The sequence below is a fragment of the Streptomyces sp. NBC_01264 genome, from assembly GCF_026340675.1.
In the GTDB taxonomy this organism is placed as follows: Bacteria; Actinomycetota; Actinomycetes; order Streptomycetales; family Streptomycetaceae; genus Streptomyces.
The window spans coordinates 1,226,013-1,243,263 of sequence record NZ_JAPEOX010000002.1 but is presented as its reverse complement, the minus strand read 5'-3'; the positions used below and the strand labels follow the sequence as shown (position 1 = coordinate 1,243,263).

Here is a 17,251-nt window from a genome sequence, read left to right as displayed (position 1 = left end):
CGTACGGGTGGTCCGTGCGCGGGGCTCAGGGGGTGATGCGGCGCAGCCGGATCAGCCGGCTCGCGTAGTCACCGGCGGGCAAAGGGAGTTCGATGCCGCGGCGGACCAGGAGGGCGCCGCTGTACACCTGCTCCCGGTCAGGGTCCAGGTAGTGGGCGCCGGGGTCCAGCGCGGGCAGTCTGACGGGGGCGGGCCGGTGCCCGAACCGCGTCGAGGGCCGCCAGGCGAGCACGGCGTGCTCGCCGCCGTCACCGGCGGCGTAGTGGACGGCCGTCACCCCGTCACCGCTCCTGAGGCGGTACTGGATCCCGTACTGGACCAGCGGGCGGATCTGCTTGTACTGGGCCACGAGCGCGGCGGCTTCGTCGAGTTCCTCGGCGGACCAGCCCGTCAGGTCCCCGCCGAGGCCGAGCGCACCGGACATGGCGACGTGGAAGCGGAAGCGCAGCGGAGTGCGCCGGCCGGTGGCCGGGTTGGGGCTGTCGGTGACCCAGGCGGCCATGGTCCGGGCCGGAAAGAGCTGGCTGAAGCCGTCCTGGATGGCGATCCGGTCCACGGGGTCGGTGTTGTCGGAGGTCCACACCTGGTCGGTGCGGGCCAGGATGCCGAGGTCGGCGCGCCCGCCACCGCCCGCGCAGGCCTCGATGCGCAGGCCGGGGTGGTCGGCGCGCAGCCGGTCCATGACGCGGTGGACGGCCCGGGTGTGGTCGATCCAGAGCCGGTCGGGATCGGGGCTCCCCGCCCAGCCGGCCTCGGTGAAGGCGCGGTTGGCGTCCCACTTGAGCCAGCCCACCCGGTTCTCCCGTACGAGGTGGTCCAGGGTGTGCAGGGCCCAGGCCTCGACCTCGGGCCGGGCGAAGTTCAGTACCAGCTGATGGCGCAGCTCGGTCGCCTCCCGGGTGGGGGAGTGCAGGACCCAGTCCGGATGGGCGCGGTACAACTCGCTCTCCCGGTTGACCATTTCGGGCTCCACCCACAGGCCGAAGGCCATCCCCAGCCGGTGGACCTCGTCGGCGAGGGGGCGCAGCCCCTCGGGAAAGGCGTCGGGGCGCGGGGTCCAGTCGCCCAGCCCGGCCCGGTCGTCGCGCCGTGCGCCGAACCAGCCGTCGTCCAGGACGAACAGCTCGGCGCCGATTCCGGCGGCCAGTCGGGCCAGCTTCATCTGGCCGGCCTGGTCGACGTCGAAGCCGGTGGCCTCCCAGGAGTTGTAGAGGACGGGCCGCTCCCGTCCGGGGTCCGGCAGCACGTGGTCCGCGACGTAGCCGTGCCAGGCCCGGCTGGCCGCGCCGAAGCCGTGCGGGGTGTGGAGCCCGGCGAACACGGGGGTGCGCAGGCTCTGCCCCGGTTCCAGGGTCCAGCGCAGCCCCTCGTGCCCGAACCCTCCTGTCCAGGTAGTGCGGCCCACCGCGTCGCGGTGCAGCGTGATGCGCCAACTGCCGCTCCACGCGAGGGCGGTGCTCCACACCTCGCCCTGCTCCTCGGTCGCCGTGCCGTCGTCGAGGGCGAGCCAGGGGCTGGCGTGGTGGCCGGTGAGCCCGCGGCGGCTGGTGAGGACGGTCTCGGCGACGGGGAGGCGGTCGCGGTACAGCTGGAACTCGCTGTTCCAGCCGCCCGTGAGGTGGCTGAGCCGGTAGTCGGCGAGTGCCGGGGCCGTCCAGGAGGCGGAGTCCAGCCGCTCGACGGTGACTGGGCCGGCCCCGACCCCGGCTTCGGTCCCGACCCCGACTTCGGCCCCGGCGCCGGACCCGCTGCCGGTGTGTGCGAGCTCCACCCACCGCTCGACGACGTCACTGCCCGGCCGGACGCGGTAGCAGAGCTCCGCGCGCAGGGGGTAGTGGCGGTCCGTGAGGAACAACCGCAGCTCCCCGCCGTCGATGCGGTGTCCGGCGAACTCCCACTGGGCGCCGCTGGTTCCGTCGGCGAACCGGACCTGGAGGCCGGCCGGACCGAACCGTGCCCCGGTCTGCGGAGCCAGCTCGTCCGCGGCGGCCCCGGCCTCGAAGCTGCTCGCGGCCGGGGAGGCGGCCTCCGGCAGCAGGGCCAGGTCGGCCGTGTCGAGCGGCGCGCCCCAGTACAGGTGCCGCGGGCTGCCGTCGGGGCCGGTGCGCAAGGCGTACACGCTGTTGGGCGTGCGGAGCACTGCGAGGCCGGAGCCGGGGTCGAAGGTGACGAGCGGGAGCGCGGCAGGCACGAAGGGGTCCCCTGAGGTCGAAGGCCCGTGTACGGGCAAGGAGTTGGCCAGAGGCTAGGGCTGACCCGGTCCCGAAATCAATACTGGACGAAGTTATTTATTTGCTCTACGTTGCACCCGTGTTTCGAAACCAACAGCTGCCCCTGGTCTCCGCACCCGCCGAAACGGCGGTCCTCGCCCTGCTCCTGGCCGAGGGGCCCCTCAGTCGGGTGGAGCTCGCGCGCAGGACCGGGCTCTCCTCGACGGCCATCACCAAGGCCGCGAGGCCGCTCATCGACGACGGGTACCTGTACGAACTCCCGCCGGAGCGCACCGCTCCCGGGGCCGGCCGGCCGGTCAACCCGCTGGCGATCACCCCGGACCGGGAGTTCTTCGTAGGGGTCAGGATCAGTGACGACCGCCTGTTCGGCGTGGTGTGCGATTTGCGGGCCCGGGTCCGGGCCACGGCCGAGCGGACCCTCGACAGTCACGAACCCGCCTCCATGGCGGGAATGTTGACCGAGCTGGTCGACGAACTGCTCGACTCCGACACCGCGTTCCGCGACCGCACCCGGCATCTCGGCATCGCCGTCTCGGGGGACGTGGACCGCGGCGGCGGCCGGGTCCGCTTCTCCGGCCGCCTCGGCTGGCGCGACGTACCGCTCGCGGAGATCCTCGCCGGTACCACCGGTCTGACGGTCACCGTCGAGAACGACGTCAAAGCACTGACCATCGCCGAGCACTGGTTCGGGGAAGGGGTCGGCACCGGCTACTTCGCACTGGTCACGATCGGCGCGGGGATCGGCTCCGCGCTCGTCGTCAACGGACAACTGGTGACCGGCGCCTACGGCGTGGCCGGGGAACTGGGGCACGTCTGCGTGGACCCGGCCGGTCCGCGCTGCCGCTGCGGTGCGGTCGGCTGCGTCGAGGCCATCGCCTCGACCGGCGCGATCCTCGAAGCGGTCCGCCGCGGGACGGGCGTGCCCGACCTCGCCTTCGAGCGCGCCGTGGAGCTGGCCCGCGCCGGGGACCCCGTGGCACGCGAGGCCTTCGCCCGGGCGGGCCGCGCGATCGGCGTCGGCATCGCCGCCCTGGTCAACCTCGTGGGCCCGGAACGCGTCGTGGTCAGCGGCGAGGGAGCGGGCACCTACGACCTGTTCGGACAGCACATCAAGGACGCCTACGCGGCACACGCCTTCGGGGCCGCGGTCAAATGCCCCCTGTCCCTGCGCCCGCTCCCCTGGGAGGAGTGGGCCCGCGGAGCCGCCGCGGTGGCGGTCCAGGCTCTGTTCCCGCCGAGCACGGCCGCGGCGGCACTCCCGTAGTCGACCGGCCATACCCGCAATGCCCGCAACACCCGCAACACCACCTCCGGCTCACCCGGCCGGTGCCCCTCACTGCCGGCAAGCACTGATGGAGGGCACCGGCCGCGCCGGGCACACCCACATCCCGCCTACCCTCACGGAAGGATGCGACATGAGCGCGCACGGAACCGAGCTTAGCCGACGGCGTTTTCTCGGCGGATCGCTGTTGATCGCCGCCGGAGCGGTGGTGACCACCGCCTGCTCCACCGACCCGACCGCGGGTGCCTCCTCCGGGGCGAAGACCACCCTGAACGTCTGGTACCACGCGTACGGCGAGGTCGGCACGCAGCAGGCCGCGCTGCGTTACGCGACCGCCTTCACCAAGGCCCACCCGGACATAGCCGTCAAGGTCACCTGGGTCCCCGGCGACTACTCCGGCAAGCTCAACGCGACCCTGCTCACGGACGCGGCCCCGGACGTCTTCGAGATCGGCGACTTCAGCGAGAGCCTGGCACGCCGCGGTCAGATCGCCGCCCTCGACGAGCTCTACGGCGGCGACCGGTCGGACTTCAACGACAACGCCGTCGCCGGCGTGGGCGTCGACGGCAAGCTCTACGGCGTCAAGATGATCGACGACGTCATGATGCTGTACTTCCGCAAGAGCGCGCTGACCAAGGCCGGCATCACCCCGCCCACCACCTTCGACGAGCTGGCCGCGGCGGCCAGGGCCCTCACCACCAAGTCCGGCAAGGGCCTGTTCCTCGGCAACGACGGGCTGGGCGACAGCCCGATCCTCGCCGTCCGCTCGAACGGCGGCGACCTGGTGACCGGGGGCAAGGTGACCTTCGGCTCCCCGCAGGCCCTGGAGGCCCTGACCGGCCTGAAGCGCCTACACGAGGACAAGTCCCTGCTGCTCGGATTCACCACCGACTGGTGGGACCCGTCCGCCCTCACGCAGAACGTCGTCCCGATGCAGTGGTGCGGCCTGTGGGCGATGCCGGCCGTCAAGGCCGCGCTCGGCGAGGACTTCGGCGTCCTGCCCTGGCCCGCCTTCAAGGCCGGGGGCAGCCCCGTCGTACGTGTCGGCGGGTGGACCAGCTGCGTCAACGCCAAGAGCGGGAACGCCGACGCCGCGAAGAAGTTCGTCCAGTGGCTGTGGATCCGGCAGACGGACCTGCAGAAGGACTGGGCCGAGAGCTACGGGTTCCACGTCCCGCCCCGCAAGTCGGTGGCGGCCGGGGCCGCGAAGCTCACCGACGGAGCCGCGAAGGATGCCGTGGATCTGGCCGCCAAGTACGGCAAGTCCAACCCGGGCACCTGGGACACCGCCGTCAGCTCCGCCTTCACGGCAGCCGCCGCGAAGATCGTCGGCGGGCAGGTGGCCCCGGCGGAGGTCCTCGCGGATGCGGTGAGGCAGGCCCAGGGCGCCATCGACAAGCAGCGCGGCTGATGCTCTGCGCACCGGAAACCACACGGCGGTCCGGGCTGCCCGGACCACCCGGGCGCTCCACCTCGGGTGCGGCCCGCACCGGCCGCTCCCGCGCGGGCCGCTCCGGCCGGATCGCCTTCGCGCTGCTCACCGCTCCGGTCCTGATCGGCCTCGGCGTCTTCAAGTACGTCGCCATCGGCTGGAGCTTCCTGCTCAGCCTGAGCGACGCGCGCGGCACCATCGCCCCCAGCCGGTGGGTGGGACTGGACAACTACCGGACCCTGCTCTCCGACGGGACGTTCCGCGGCTCCCTGACGCAGATCCTGCTGTTCACCGCCTTCATCGTGCCGGTCACCTTCGCGTCCTCCCTCGGGCTCGCCCTGCTGGTGCACCGGATCCGGCGGGGGCGCGCGGTACTGCGCACCGTCTTCCTCGTCCCGGCGGCCGTGTCCTACGTCGCCGCCTCGCTCCTGTGGAAGATGTGCCTGTTCAACGGGCTCCCGGCCGGCGTCGCCAACACCCTCGGCGGCTGGTTCGGCATGGAACCGGTGCCCTGGCTGCAGACCACCACACCACCGCTGTACTGGATCGTGCTGGTCACCCTGCGGCTCTGGCTCCAGGTCGGCTTCTACATGGTGCTCTTCCTGGCCGGCCTCCAGAGCATCCCCGAGGAGCTCTACGAAGCCGCGGCCCTCGACGGCGCGACCGGCCTGCGGCTGCTGCGCAGGATCACGCTCCCGATGCTGCGGGGAACCTCCGTCGCCGTGCTGATGCTCCTGTTCATCGCCGCCTTCCAGGCCTTCGACGAGTTCTACAACCTCTTCAACAGCGGGCTCTCCGGCACCGGCGGCGCCCCCGTCCAGACTCCGCTGGGCTACCTGTACAACACCGCGATGGGCAGCCAGGACTACGGACTGGGATCGGCCGGAGCCTTCGTACTCACCGCCCTGATCGTCGGGGTGACCCTGATCCAGGGGCGCTTCACGGGATTCGGGCAGGAGCGAGGGGTGAGCCGCTCGTGAGGACCGCGGCGAGACTGCCCGGAGCGCTGCGGCTGGGCGCGCGCGGACTACTGGTGGGCCTGCTGACGACGGCCTTCCTGACGCCCTTCTACCTGATGCTGCGGGGCTCCTTGATGGACGCCCGGGGCATCACGTCGCCGGACTGGACCTGGTGGCCGTCGACGATGCACTTCGAGAACTTCACCGCGCTCTTCGACGACCCGACCCTGTCCATGGGCCGGGCGCTGGGGAACTCCACCGTGATCGCCCTCATCACGGCCCCCGTCTCCACGCTCCTGGCCTCCGCCGCCGGCTACGCCTTCGCCAGGATCCCGGTCCGCGGACGCGGCGTCCTGCTGGCCCTGGTGGTCGCCACCCTGATGATTCCCGGCTCGGTGACCTTCGTACCGACCTTCGTCGTGGTGGGCTCCCTGGGCGGGGTGAACACGCTGTGGGGCATCATCGCGCCCGGGCTGTTCAACCCCTTCGCCGTCCTGCTGTTCCGCAACTTCTACCTCCAGTTCCCGGCCGAGATCGAAGAGGCCGGGCGGCTGGACGGGCTCGGCTGGTTCGGCCTCTACCGCCGGATCGCCCTGCCCAACTCGGGGGCGATGCTCGCCTCGCTCGGCGCACTGGCCTTCATCGACAGCTGGAACTCCTTCCTGTGGCCCCTGGTCATCGGACAGGACCCGTCGGCCTGGACGGCCCAGATCGCCTTGTCGACGTTCCTCACCTCGCAGACCATCAACCTGCCCGGCCTGTTCGCCGGGGCCGTCGTGACGATCGTCCCCCTGGTCGTCATGTTCCTGGTCGCCCAGCGCTACATCGTGGCGGGCATCGCCACCAGCGGCCTCAAGGGCTGAGCACGAAGCGCACGAAGCGCACGAAACGGCACGGCACGGCACCGCACAGCAGTCCACCGCACTCCACGGCCATCCTCCCTCTCCGAAGGATCCAACGTGACAGGCACACCACTGCTCCGACGCGCGGCCTCGGCACTCGCCGTGCTGTCCGCGCTGCTCCTCACCACCACCACCGCGGCCGGTGCGACGGCCGCCGTTCCCACCGCGGCCGGCGCCCCACCAGCGCCCGCCGTCCTGACCGGTCCCGAGCTGGCCGTCTCCTGGACCGCCCCGCTCAGCACCCGGGGCCGCTGGATCGTCGACGCCGCGGGCAACCGCTTCAAGCTCAAGGCGGGCAACTGGGCCGGTGCCCAAGGGACATGGACCGGCAGCGGGGACGTCAACGATCCCGCCAACCACCACCAGGGCATATCCGCCCACAGCATGCCCCTCGGCCTGGACCGCGCCCCCGTCTCCGCCATCCTGGCCGACTTCCACGGACTGGGCCTCAACAGCATCCGGCTGCCGTTCTCCAACGCCCTCGTCCACGACACCGTCCCCGTCCCGGACGCCGCGGTCGCCGCCAACCCGCAACTGAAGGGCAAGACCCCGCTGCAGGTCCTCGACGCGGTCATCGCGGCGCTCACCGCCGACGGATTCGCGGTCATCCTCAACAACCACACCACCACCGCCCGCTTCTGCTGCGGCCTCGACGGGAACGAGCGGTGGAACAGCAGCCAGAGCACCCAGCAGTGGCTGGACGACTGGGTGTTCATGGTGAACCGCTACAAGGCGGACAAGCGGGTGGTCGGCGCCGACCTGCGCAACGAGTGCGCCGCGACACCTGGGACGACCCCAACTGGGGCTGGTACGACGACCACGACGCCTACGCGGCCTACGAAGAGGCCGGGAACCGGATCCTGCGCGCCGCCCCCGACACCCTGATCGTCATGGAAGGCATCAACTGGTACGGCATCCCGCTCGCGGGACTCCCGCACGGACGGCCGCAGCTGACACCGGTCGCCAACCTCTCCCACACGCTGATCGAATCGGGCAAGCTCGTCTACTCCGCGCACTTCTACGCCTACACCGGCCCCGCCAACACCGGCGCCGGCAGCGGACCCGGCTCCACCAACGACCCCCGCTACCAGGACTTCACCCCCCAGCAGCTCGCCCAGGTGGTCGACTCCGAGGCACTGTTCGTCACCCGGGCCGGCCAGCACTTCACCGCTCCGGTGTGGATCAGCGAGTTCGGGGCCGGCGGCCGCGGCTCCGACAACGCCAAGGAGAAGGCCTGGCTGCGCATTTTCACCGACATCCTCGTGGCCAACGACACGGACTTCGCGATCTGGCCCCTCGTCGGCTGGACCGACGCGGCCGGAGCCCCGATGGACAACTGGGCGCTGCTGTCCTACGCGGCGACCGGCGCCCGCCAGGGCATCGAGGACGGCGGCGACTGGCGCGCCGACGACTGGAACAGGCTCGTCGGGACCGCCGGCCGGACCGGCCAGGTACCGCAGGTCAGCCACTGGAACATGCTCGATCTCGACCACGCCGACTACAACGTCTCCGCCGTCATGTCCGCCAGGGCGGACTGGTCCCCGGGCAACCGGAAGGGCAACTGCCCGGACTCCGAACGGCTGACGGGCCTGGCCCGCAGCTCCGGCCGGGGTCTGTGCACCGACGCGGGCGGACCCGCCAAGGCGGGCGGCGCCTGGACCACGGTCACGGACGAGCGATTCGTCACCGGGGGCGACTGGGCGAGCGGCTACAACAAGCTGCAATGCCCCGCCAACTCCTTCGCGGTCGGCTACAGCGTCCGCGGCAACGCCATGTCGGCCCTGCTCTGCGCCCCGGCCGCCGCCACCCTGCCCGTCACGAACCGCCTGCTCTGGTTCGACAAGGGTGACAACCGCCCCGCCACCGGCGGCTCGAACGCCAGCGACTGGGCCCCCGGCAAGTACAAGGGCCAGTGCAACGACACCGAGTACGTCGCCGGGGTCGCCCACACCTGGAAGTGGAACCACGGCGGTGTCCCCGACGCCCTGCTCTGCCGCCCCCTGGGCTGACCCCGTTCCCCCTCCCCTCCTCCCCTAGGAGCGCACGGCATGCCCCGACTGGAGATCGCCGCAGACGGCTTCCGTCTCGACGACCGGCCGTTCCGCATCGTCTCCGGTGCACTGCACTACTTCCGTGTTTATCCGGAGCAATGGACCGACCGGCTCCACAAGGCCCGCGTGCTGGGGCTCAACACGGTCGAGACCTACGTCCCGTGGAACCTCCACGCCCCACGGCGCGGGGAGTTCCGGCTCGACGCGGGTCTCGACCTGCCCCGGTTCCTCGACCTCGCCGCCGCCGAGGGCCTGCACGTCCTGCTGCGCCCGGGCCCGTACATCTGCGCGGAATGGGAGGGCGGCGGCCTGCCCCCGTGGCTCCTCACCGAGGAGGGCATCGCCCTGCGCAGCCGCGACCCGCGTTTCCTGCGGGCCGTGGACGAGTACCTCGGCGCTCTCCTGCCGCCCCTGCTGTCCCGGCTGGGCAGCCGGGGCGGCCCGGTGCTCGCCGTCCAGCTCGAGAACGAGTACGGGGCCTACGGGCAGGACCCCGGCTACCTCGCCGAACTGGCCGGACTGCTGCGCCGGCACGGGGTGGACGTACCGCTGTTCACCTGCGACCAGCCCGCGGACCTCGCCCGCGGCAGCGTGGAAGGAGTGCTGAGCACCGTCAACTTCGGCGGCAAGGTCGAAGCCGGGCTCGCGCGGTTGCGCGCCCACCGGCCCGAAGGGCCCTTGATGTGCTCGGAGTTCTGGGTCGGCTGGTTCGACCACTGGGGCGGACCCCATACGGTGCGCGAGGCCGAGGACGCCGCGGCCGACCTGGACCGGCTGCTCGCGGCCGGAGCCTCCGTGAACATCTACATGTTCCACGGCGGGACGAACTTCGGCTTCACCAACGGCGCGAACGACAAGGGAACGTACCGGCCCACGGTCACCTCGTACGACTACGACGCGCTCCTGGACGAGGCCGGCGATCCCACGGCCAAGTACACCGCCTTCCGGGAGGTCCTCGCGAAGCACGGCCCCGTCCCCGGAGGACCGGTGCCCGCACCCGGCCCGAAGCTCGCTCACGGGCCCGTCGAACTCACCGCATCCGCACCCCTGTTGGAGTGCGCCGACCTCCTCGGCCGACCGGTGGAGAGCCACCGGCCGCTCACGATGGAGGAACTCGGCCAGGGCTTCGGCTTCGTCCTGTACGAGACGCGGGCCGCGGCCGCCGGCTCGGCCGTGCTGTACGCCGAGGACGTCCGCGACCGCGCGCAGGTCTTCGTCGACGGACAGCCCGTCGGCGTACTCGAACGCGAGGGCCACGAGCACGCCCTCGCCTTCACCGTCCCCCGCCCCGGAGCCCGGCTGTCCGTACTCGTCGAGAACCAGGGGCGGGTCAACTACGGGCCCGGCATCCACGACCGCAAGGGCCTTCTCGGCGAGGTCCTCGTCAACGGCCGCGCCCCGGAACGCTGGACCAGCCGGCCCCTGCCCCTGGACGATCCCGCACACCTCGCCCGTCTGCCCTTCGGCGACTTCGACCCGGCCGCACCCCCGGTGGGCCCCGCCTTCCACCGCGGGTACGCCGACGTCGAAGAGCCGGCCGACAGCTTCCTGGCGCTGCCCGGCTGGACCAAGGGCTGTGTCTGGATCAACGGTTTCGCCCTGGGCCGGTACTGGTCGCGCGGCGCCCAGGCCACCCTGTACGTCCCCGCACCGGTGCTCCGGGCGGGCCGCAACGAGATCACCGTCCTCGAACTGCACGCCTCGGCCACCCGCACCGTAGAGCTGCGCGACCGTCCCGACCTGGGCGGGTCCGAGGACTGACCCGCCCAGGTGCGTCCTACCGGGCGGCTACCACAGGACGGGGAGCCGCTCGGGGATGCGCTTCATGAAGCGGGTGCGCCAGACGAGCTGGTCGACCGGCACGGCGAGCTGGAGGCGGGGCATCTTCTCCAGGAGCACCTCGATGGCGATCTCGGCGTGCCGCTTGCCGAGGGCGGTGGCGGGGCAGTAGTGCTGTCCGCCGCCGAAGGAGAGGTGGGTGCCCGCGTTCTCCCGGTCGATGTCGACGACGTGGGGGTCGCTGTAGACGGCGGCGTCGGTGTTGGCGCCCTCGACCAGCACGAGGAGGAGCTCCCCCTTCTTCACCTCGACGTCCCCGAGGGTGACGTCCTCGAGGGCGAGACGGGGCAGGCCGTCGGCGATCGAGAGGTTGACCCGCAGGAGTTCGTCCACGGCGGCCGGGATCTTCTCCGGCGCCTTCCGCAACTGCTCCCATACGTCCGGGTTCTGGAGCAGGGAGAAGATGGCCATCGTCAGGAAGCCCATGGTGGAGATGACGCCGGCGCCGAAGAAGGTCACCCCGACCGTGGCGAGCATCTCGTCCGTGAGGTGGGCGTACTGGGGGTCCTCACGCAGGGCCGCCAGCTCCGCGACGAGCCCGGTGGTGGCGGGGTCGTCCAGGCGCTCGACCATGTAGGCCATGTCCCGGTCCCAGTTGAGCTTGGCACCGGTGACGGGGCAGGCCGAGTTCATGAACGCGATGTCGAGGCTGGACGCCAGGCGCGGGGCGTCGGCCTGCGGGATGCCGAGGATGCGGCAGTGCAGGTTCTCGGCGTACGGGTTGGTGAACTGGCCGCGCAGGTCGACCGGCGCCCCATGGGTGAGGAGGCCGTCGACGAGGGCGGAGGCCTCGGCGCGCATCCAGTCCGTGAGGCCGTCGGTCTTGGGGTTGATCGCCTTCAGGACGGCCTTGCGCAGGCCGGCGCCGGTGATGTTGCCCATGTTGTTGACGACCTCGGGCGGGATCGTCAGCGCGTACTGGCGGGGCACCCCGGGGGCGGAGGTGTCCTTCAGGCTGAACCTGGGATCCTCAAGGACCATCTTGCACAGCTCGTAGGAGGACACGAGCCAGGCTTCGTCCCCGGCAATGGTACGAACCCGCTTGACCGGCTCGTCCCGCAACTCCTCCACCTGGTGGGGGAGCTGGTCGCCGCGCGCGGAGAAGGGGAAGTCGAGGAGGGTCTCAGTGGACATCGGATGATCCTTCGGCGGGGGTGATGACGGCGTGGCCCTGGTTGCGGGATGCGCGCAGGCCGGAGCCGCGCGAATAGAGCAGTTCCGCCATCGGCAGGAGCTGGTGGTAGCAGTTGAGGGAGGACGGCACCCCGAGGATGGCGGGGGTGTCGAGGAAGAGCGGCGCCTCGGCGCAGACGTACTCCAGGCAGACTTCGCGCTGCCGGGTGGTGGCGGTCTCCCCGCCCAGCACCTTGGAGGACAGGAACGAGTCGACCAGGGAATTGCAGGTGCTGCGGAATTCCGGGTCGCTGTCGAGCAGGTTGTACAGGTGGGCGTGGAGCCTGCGGTACGCGGGGATGTCGGTGAGGGCCGACATGGGCCGGGCGCGTAGCCGGGCGCCGGTGGGGTCGGTCTCCGCCGCGGCGTTGTTGACTTTGGCACGGACGCCGCGGAGGTTCTTGACGGCCTTGCGCCGCGCCTCGTCGGGGTCGTAGCCAAGGGCCTCGTACATCTCGGCCACGTGCAGGTCGGTATAGATGAGATCGACCTGCGCGAAGTTGCGCATGCCCCACTGCGCGAGATCAAGGACACGCTGGGCGGAGAAGTAGCTGTTTCCGGGCGATATGCCGATCACGGCGTGATCGCCTTCGGTATTGATCACCTGGCAGTGCGGGGTGTACGGCCGGACTGTGAAGACTTCGGTCGCTGTCGTCAACAGGAGTCGGGTCCTTCGCGCCGCAAGTCCCATGGGGCCCTGTGCCCCGGGTGTGGCGGCGACGTGACGGAAAGCTACCGGAACCTTGCGCGCCGTCCTATGCCTTCCGGCAAGTAACTCACCTGCTGGACACCACCGTTGCCCGGGGCGACGAGCACGTTCTCCAGCCAGTGGCTCGAATTGGGGTGGTCGCCGGCTTGGTCCGCGCCATGCGCGGAGGGTCACCGGGCCCCGGGCCGGCGACCCCCGAAGGCGTGGCCGGCGGTTACCGGCCCGCCGGATGGTGCAGGCGCCGCCAGTAACCCGCGGGGTCGGCGACGGCGGTGGTGACGGAGTCGAGGGTCATCGTCGTGCGGGTGTCCTGGTCGTAGCGGTCCCAGCGGGGCATGGGGCGGTGGTTGGGGTCGCCGGTGCGGATGAAGGAGATCCATGCCGCGTGCATCGTCGAGGCCAGACCGTCCCGGACCCCGGGGTTCAGACCGGCGAGGAAGGGCGCCTGCGCCCACTTGTCGAAGTTGTCGAACACGAAGGGCAGTTCCAGACAGTGCGCGGCCGCGAGCCTTCCGCCGTGCGCGGGGGTCGGAAGGTTGAACTGGTACGCCCAGACCGGACGTCCGCGGGCCGCCCGCCGTTCGGCGAGCGCCACGGCCGGCATGCGGAACAGCTCGTCGGTGATCAGATCCATCAGCACGTCCACGGGCCGGGCGCCCGGGCGGGCCTCCTCGTACGCGGTGTACGCCTGTTCCGCGCGGTTCCCGAAGGTGTCCCGCGCCCGGGCGACCACCTGGTCCCTGGTCGCGGCGGCGTACGGCTCGCTCAGCGCGAAGGCGAAGTTGGCCTCCTCCCTGGTCCAGCCGACCAGGACGTCGATGTCGGCCCCGGCTCCGCCGAGCAGCAGATCGGCGGGGTCGCGGTCCAGCGTGACCCCGTCGAGCACCGGCAGGAACGGAGTGGACCAGTAGCCCCACCGTCCGGTGCGCCCGAACATCTCGAAGGTGGCGGCGATCAGGCGCTGCCAGGGCACGGCCCGCAGTTCCGTCACGTTCCGGGCCCCCAGGATGTCCAGGTAGGCGGCGGTGCGCTCCAGGGATTCGGTACGGGTGGGGATCTTCAGCCCGAGCGGCGGGCTCTGCAGGACGGCGCGCCGGAACAGCGGGCGCCCCTTGGGACGGACGTCGGCCAGCGCCGCGACCGACAGCGCGCCGCCGGACTGGCCGGCGAGGGTGATGTCCTCGGGGTCGCCGCCGAACGCGGCGATGTTGTCCCGCACCCAGCGCAGGGCGGCGAGCTGGTCGGTGAGCCAGAAGTTCCCGCCGGCGCCCTCCTCGCCGAAGTGGAGGTAACCCAGGGGGCCGAGGCGGTAGTTGACGGTCACGACGACGAGGTCGCCGTCGCGCGCGAAGGTCTCGCCGGAGTAGCCCGGCATCGAGCCGGATCCGGAGATGAAGCCGCCGCCGTGGATCCACACCATGACGGGGCGTTTGGCGGCGTCCGTTCCGGGCGTCCAGACGTTGAGGGTGAGGCAGTCCTCGTCGAAGGGCGGCGAGCCGTGGGTGCCGAGCACCTGGTCGCCCCCCTCCCGGTAGGGCTGCGGGGCGCTGGGGCCGAAGGCGGTCGCGTCGCGCGTGCCCTGCCAGCCGGGGTGGGCTGGGCCGGCCGCCACCGGAGGCCGCCACCGGAGGGCGCCGATCGGCGGCGCCGCGTAGGGAATGCCCTTGAACACGGCGAGACCCCCTTCCGTGCCCCCGAGCAGTCGGCCCGAGGGCAGGACCACGACGGGTGGGGACGGGGCCGTGCGCGGGGCGGCTTGGGCCGCGCGCCCGCCCGCCACCCCGGAGAGCAGTGCGGCGCCCGTCGCCTGCCGTGGGCGACGCTCGGCGCGCTCCCGGAGATGGTCCAGACCGCCTACGGCTCCCTGGCCACCGGCCTGGACCTGCGTGCCGGACAGACTCTGCTGATCCGCGGCGGCACGTCCACGGTCGGTCTGACTGCCGCCGCCATGGCCAAGGGCCTGGGCGCCACCGTGCTGGCCACCACCCGCCGCCCCGACCGCGCGGACATGCGGTGCGACCTCGGCGTCGATCACCCCGTCCTCGACGACGGTGAGATCGCCGATGCCGGTGTATCACGGCCCGGAATCCGTCCGCGAGGCGCAGGCCGACTCGGAGTCCGGCGCGTTCCCGGGCAAGCACGTCGTCGTACTCGACTGAAACGATGCTCAACCACCGGACACGAAAGGGAGGTTGCCCTGATGGATGGACAGACCCTGCAGGAGACGGCCCGGGAGCGAGGTGAGAGCCTGCCGATGGCCACACTGGAGTACCGGTTCGGGCCTGAATGGGAGGTCTTCAAGGTCCACGGCAAGGTTGTCATGCTCATGACGGGGGTGCCCGGCCGACCGGTCGTCATCCTCAAGTCCAGGCCGGGGGAGGCCGAGGCGCTGCGGGCGACGCACGCGGACATCACTACCGGCTACCACATGAACAAGACGCACGGGATCACCCTCGCTCCCGGTGCTTCGATCGACCCGCACCTGGTCGAGGGTCTGGTCACCGACTCCTACCGGCTGGTCGTCGCCCGACTCCCCAAGGCCAAGCAGCCCGTGAACCCGAAGACCTTCGGCATCCGCGCGGGGGCGCGGTGACCCTCACCGGTGCCCGGATCCGGCGGACCGCGCGCCGCACGGCCACCGGCCTCCCGGACGTCAGCCAAGACCGCCCCTTCACCCCGAAGCTCGACGTCTACAAGACGGCGGGCAAAGTGTTCCTGATCGTCACCGATGCCCCCGACGAGCCTGCCGAACAGATCATCACCGTCAAGTGCGAGCCGGAGCAGGGTAGTTCGCTGCGCATGCGCTACGAGAGCATCGTGCCGGGCCGCTATCTCAGCAAGGCGCACTGGATCTCGGTCGGCGCAGGCCCCGATATCACCGCCGACCTGATCGAGTACCTGGTCAGCCACTCCTACGACCTCGTCCACGGCCCACCGCCCAAGGATGCCTCGCTGAGCCAGGGCATCTGATGACCCGCACGGAACCCGCGCCGCCCTTGTTCGGCGACGAGCCGCCGCGCCCGCCGGCCGATCGGCTGCACCCGCGTACCCTCGCCGACGTGGTCGGCCAGAACCATCTCCTGGCCCCGGATGTCCCGCTTGGCCGCATGGTGGCCGGACGGCGTTTGGTCTCCACTGTTGTGGGGCCCGCCCGGCTGCGGAAGGACCACCATCGCCCGCCTCCTGGCCGAGCGCACCGGTCTTGCCTTGAGCCACTGTCGGCAGCTTTCTCAGATGTGGCTGAAAGAGTCACCGGAGGGAAGGGGTGAGCGAGGTGGTCTACGAGCTTGGGCAATTCGGTCAGGCGGGAGTGAGTGCTGGCAGCACGGCAACTGGCCCGATGCGGAGGGTGCAACCCGCCTCGCGGCGACCGGCCAATTGATCACGGTCGGAAGTCTGAGGCGGCTCCCGGGGGGAGCGGGTCGTCCTGTGCCCCCATGTCTCTGATGTGCCGTCAGGCAAGTCAGCATCTGATCAGCATCAGTCCTCAGGCGTTCCAGAGTGGCTGACCGATTGGACGCCTGGTCGGCGGCGTCACGACAGCCTGGTTCGCATGGAAGTGCAGGCAGGGAGCCCTCTCGCCAGAGGGGGCCGATCTTCCTAATAGACTTCGATCTGACGCGTGCCGATGTACAGTGAAGAACGCCCTTGACCTGCGGAAAGCTGGCAGGGAGCCGTCTTCTAGGAGTTCAAAATGCTTCGCACCATGTTCAAGTCCAAGATCCACCGGGCCACCGTCACCCAGGCCGACCTGCACTACGTCGGGTCCGTGACCATCGACGCCGATCTCCTCGACGCGGCGGATCTGCTGCCCGGTGAGCTCGTGCACATCGTGGACATCACCAACGGGGCGCGGCTCGAGACGTACGTCATCAAGGGTGAGCGCGGCTCGGGGGTCATCGGGATCAACGGGGCCGCCGCGCACCTCGTGCACCCCGGTGACCTGGTCATCCTCATCAGCTACGGGCAGATGGAAGACGCCGAGGCGCGCGTGTTCGAGCCGCGTGTCGTGCATGTCGACGCCGGCAATCGCATCATCGAGCTGGGTGCGGATCCGTCCGCCCCGGTTCCGGGAACGGACCAGGAGCGCAGCCCCCACGCGGTGGCTGTCTGAGGGGAGTCGAGACGATGTCGCAGAGCGGGTCGAGCGAATCGGTCAAGATCGTGGACGACCGCCCGTCCGGGCGGCTGCTGGCCGTCGAGGACGGGGCGGTGGTCGGATACATCGCCTACTTCGTGGTCGCCGAGGCGCCCCACGCCCTGGTGGCGGTGCACACCGTCGTCGAGCCGGGGCACGAGGGCCGCGGGATCGCCGGGAGCATGGTGAAGACCTTCTACGGGATCGCGGCCGACGAGGGCGTACCCGTGGTCCCGCTCTGCCCGTATGCCGCGAGCTGGGCCGCCAAACACCCCGAGCAGGCGCCCGAGGCGCCGGCCGGGGTGGTGGCCGCGGCCAAGGCGCAGCTCGACTCGGACTCCGACCTCTGGTGACGCCGTCCGGGCCGCCGGTCCTGTCCGGCCTTGCGGCCGCCCTGCGGCAGCGGCCCGGCGGGCGCCGGAACGCGGACCGGGGGAGGCTGGAGGTATGACACAGCCTCCCGTCCCCGGCCCGGCCCCGGTGCCCGACCCGTTCCCTGAACCGGGGCCGCTGCCCCGGCCCGAGCCGCCGACGC

16 protein-coding genes and 1 pseudogene are annotated in these 17,251 nt (G+C 71.2%); 13 read left to right on the top strand and 4 right to left on the bottom strand.

Annotation, left to right across the window (positions count from 1 at the left end; translation table 11 throughout):
- Positions 1-25: 25 nt before the first annotated feature.
- A complete protein-coding gene (locus OG435_RS38590; protein WP_266884404.1) occupies positions 26-2,191 on the bottom strand; it encodes an alpha-galactosidase in 2,166 nt (721 codons plus the stop codon).
- Positions 2,192-2,310: 119 nt separating this feature from the next.
- On the opposite strand from OG435_RS38590, the gene OG435_RS38585 reads away from it, so the two are divergent.
- The 7 genes from OG435_RS38585 to OG435_RS38560 all read left to right on the top strand — a co-directional run bounded on the left by OG435_RS38585 (position 2,311) and on the right by OG435_RS38560 (position 10,618).
- Positions 2,311-3,495, top strand: a complete 1,185-nt coding sequence (locus tag OG435_RS38585) for an ROK family transcriptional regulator (RefSeq protein WP_266884402.1) — start codon at positions 2,311-2,313, stop codon at positions 3,493-3,495.
- A 151-nt stretch (positions 3,496-3,646) separates the two neighbouring features.
- Positions 3,647-4,924, top strand: a complete 1,278-nt coding sequence (locus OG435_RS38580; RefSeq protein WP_266884400.1) for an ABC transporter substrate-binding protein — start codon at positions 3,647-3,649, stop codon at positions 4,922-4,924.
- Positions 4,924-5,925, top strand: a complete 1,002-nt coding sequence (locus OG435_RS38575) for a carbohydrate ABC transporter permease (protein WP_266884398.1) — start codon at positions 4,924-4,926, stop codon at positions 5,923-5,925. Before OG435_RS38580 ends, OG435_RS38575 begins: the two co-directional genes overlap by 1 nt.
- Positions 5,922-6,767, top strand: a complete 846-nt coding sequence (locus tag OG435_RS38570; protein ID WP_266884396.1) for a carbohydrate ABC transporter permease — start codon at positions 5,922-5,924, stop codon at positions 6,765-6,767. Before OG435_RS38575 ends, OG435_RS38570 begins: the two co-directional genes overlap by 4 nt.
- Positions 6,768-6,863: 96 nt before the next feature.
- The gene (locus OG435_RS50470; protein ID WP_353962795.1) at positions 6,864-7,691 is read left to right on the top strand and encodes a cellulase family glycosylhydrolase; all 828 of its coding nucleotides are present in this window, start codon (positions 6,864-6,866) and stop codon (positions 7,689-7,691) included.
- On the top strand, positions 7,577-8,815 hold the full coding sequence (locus OG435_RS50465; protein WP_353962794.1) for a cellulase family glycosylhydrolase: 1,239 nt from the start codon (positions 7,577-7,579) through the stop codon (positions 8,813-8,815). The genes OG435_RS50470 and OG435_RS50465 overlap by 115 nt, the downstream gene beginning before the upstream one ends.
- Before the next feature lie 39 nt (positions 8,816-8,854).
- Entirely contained in the window at positions 8,855-10,618 is a 1,764-nt protein-coding gene (locus OG435_RS38560) for a glycoside hydrolase family 35 protein (RefSeq protein WP_266884394.1), read from the top strand.
- 27 nt (positions 10,619-10,645) lie between these two features.
- Here the strand turns inward: OG435_RS38560 and OG435_RS38555 are convergent, their stop codons facing one another.
- The 3 genes from OG435_RS38555 to OG435_RS38545 form a co-directional block, all read right to left on the bottom strand.
- Positions 10,646-11,830: a cytochrome P450 gene (locus OG435_RS38555; RefSeq protein WP_266884392.1), complete on the bottom strand. Its 1,185-nt coding sequence runs from the start codon at positions 11,828-11,830 to the stop codon at positions 10,646-10,648.
- Positions 11,820-12,527 (bottom strand): tRNA-dependent cyclodipeptide synthase, encoded by a 708-nt coding sequence (locus OG435_RS38550; RefSeq protein ID WP_266884390.1) that lies wholly within the window; start codon positions 12,525-12,527, stop codon positions 11,820-11,822. Before OG435_RS38550 ends, OG435_RS38555 begins: the two co-directional genes overlap by 11 nt.
- 265 nt (positions 12,528-12,792) lie before the next feature.
- Positions 12,793-14,301, bottom strand: a complete 1,509-nt coding sequence (locus OG435_RS38545; RefSeq protein WP_266884388.1) for a carboxylesterase/lipase family protein — start codon at positions 14,299-14,301, stop codon at positions 12,793-12,795.
- 84 nt (positions 14,302-14,385) lie between these two features.
- Between OG435_RS38545 and OG435_RS38540 the strand changes: the two are divergent.
- From OG435_RS38540 to OG435_RS38515, 6 genes and pseudogenes are all read left to right on the top strand, one after another.
- Positions 14,386-14,643: pseudogene (locus OG435_RS38540) on the top strand (NADPH:quinone reductase); the annotation flags it as partial.
- A 135-nt stretch (positions 14,644-14,778) separates the two neighbouring features.
- Positions 14,779-15,171 (top strand): MmcQ/YjbR family DNA-binding protein, encoded by a 393-nt coding sequence (locus OG435_RS38535; protein WP_266884386.1) that lies wholly within the window; start codon positions 14,779-14,781, stop codon positions 15,169-15,171.
- Positions 15,168-15,548 (top strand): MmcQ/YjbR family DNA-binding protein, encoded by a 381-nt coding sequence (locus tag OG435_RS38530; protein WP_266884384.1) that lies wholly within the window; start codon positions 15,168-15,170, stop codon positions 15,546-15,548. Before OG435_RS38535 ends, OG435_RS38530 begins: the two co-directional genes overlap by 4 nt.
- Before the next feature lie 120 nt (positions 15,549-15,668).
- Positions 15,669-16,025, top strand: coding sequence for an AAA family ATPase (locus OG435_RS38525; protein WP_266884382.1), 357 nt, complete (start codon positions 15,669-15,671; stop codon positions 16,023-16,025).
- Between the two features lie 247 nt (positions 16,026-16,272).
- A complete protein-coding gene (gene panD, locus OG435_RS38520; RefSeq protein WP_266884380.1) occupies positions 16,273-16,692 on the top strand; it encodes an aspartate 1-decarboxylase in 420 nt (139 codons plus the stop codon).
- 14 nt (positions 16,693-16,706) lie between these two features.
- Positions 16,707-17,069: a GNAT family N-acetyltransferase gene (locus OG435_RS38515; RefSeq protein ID WP_266884378.1), complete on the top strand. Its 363-nt coding sequence runs from the start codon at positions 16,707-16,709 to the stop codon at positions 17,067-17,069.
- Positions 17,070-17,251: the final 182 nt, after the last annotated feature.

Excerpts from the sequence above, each read along its gene's own strand:
- OG435_RS38515 (WP_266884378.1), top strand. The coding sequence starts at position 16,707 with ATGTCGCAGAGCGGGTCGAGCGAATCGGTCAAGATCGTGGACGACCGC.
- OG435_RS38535 (WP_266884386.1), top strand. The coding sequence starts at position 14,779 with ATGGATGGACAGACCCTGCAGGAGACGGCCCGGGAGCGAGGTGAGAGC.
- panD (WP_266884380.1), top strand. The coding sequence starts at position 16,273 with ATGCTTCGCACCATGTTCAAGTCCAAGATCCACCGGGCCACCGTCACC.
- OG435_RS38575 (WP_266884398.1), top strand. The coding sequence starts at position 4,924 with ATGCTCTGCGCACCGGAAACCACACGGCGGTCCGGGCTGCCCGGACCA.
- OG435_RS38560 (WP_266884394.1), top strand. The coding sequence starts at position 8,855 with ATGCCCCGACTGGAGATCGCCGCAGACGGCTTCCGTCTCGACGACCGG.
- OG435_RS38555 (WP_266884392.1), bottom strand. The coding sequence starts at position 11,830 with ATGTCCACTGAGACCCTCCTCGACTTCCCCTTCTCCGCGCGCGGCGAC.
- OG435_RS38525 (WP_266884382.1), top strand. The coding sequence starts at position 15,669 with ATGTCCCGCTTGGCCGCATGGTGGCCGGACGGCGTTTGGTCTCCACTG.
- OG435_RS38580 (WP_266884400.1), top strand. The coding sequence starts at position 3,647 with ATGAGCGCGCACGGAACCGAGCTTAGCCGACGGCGTTTTCTCGGCGGA.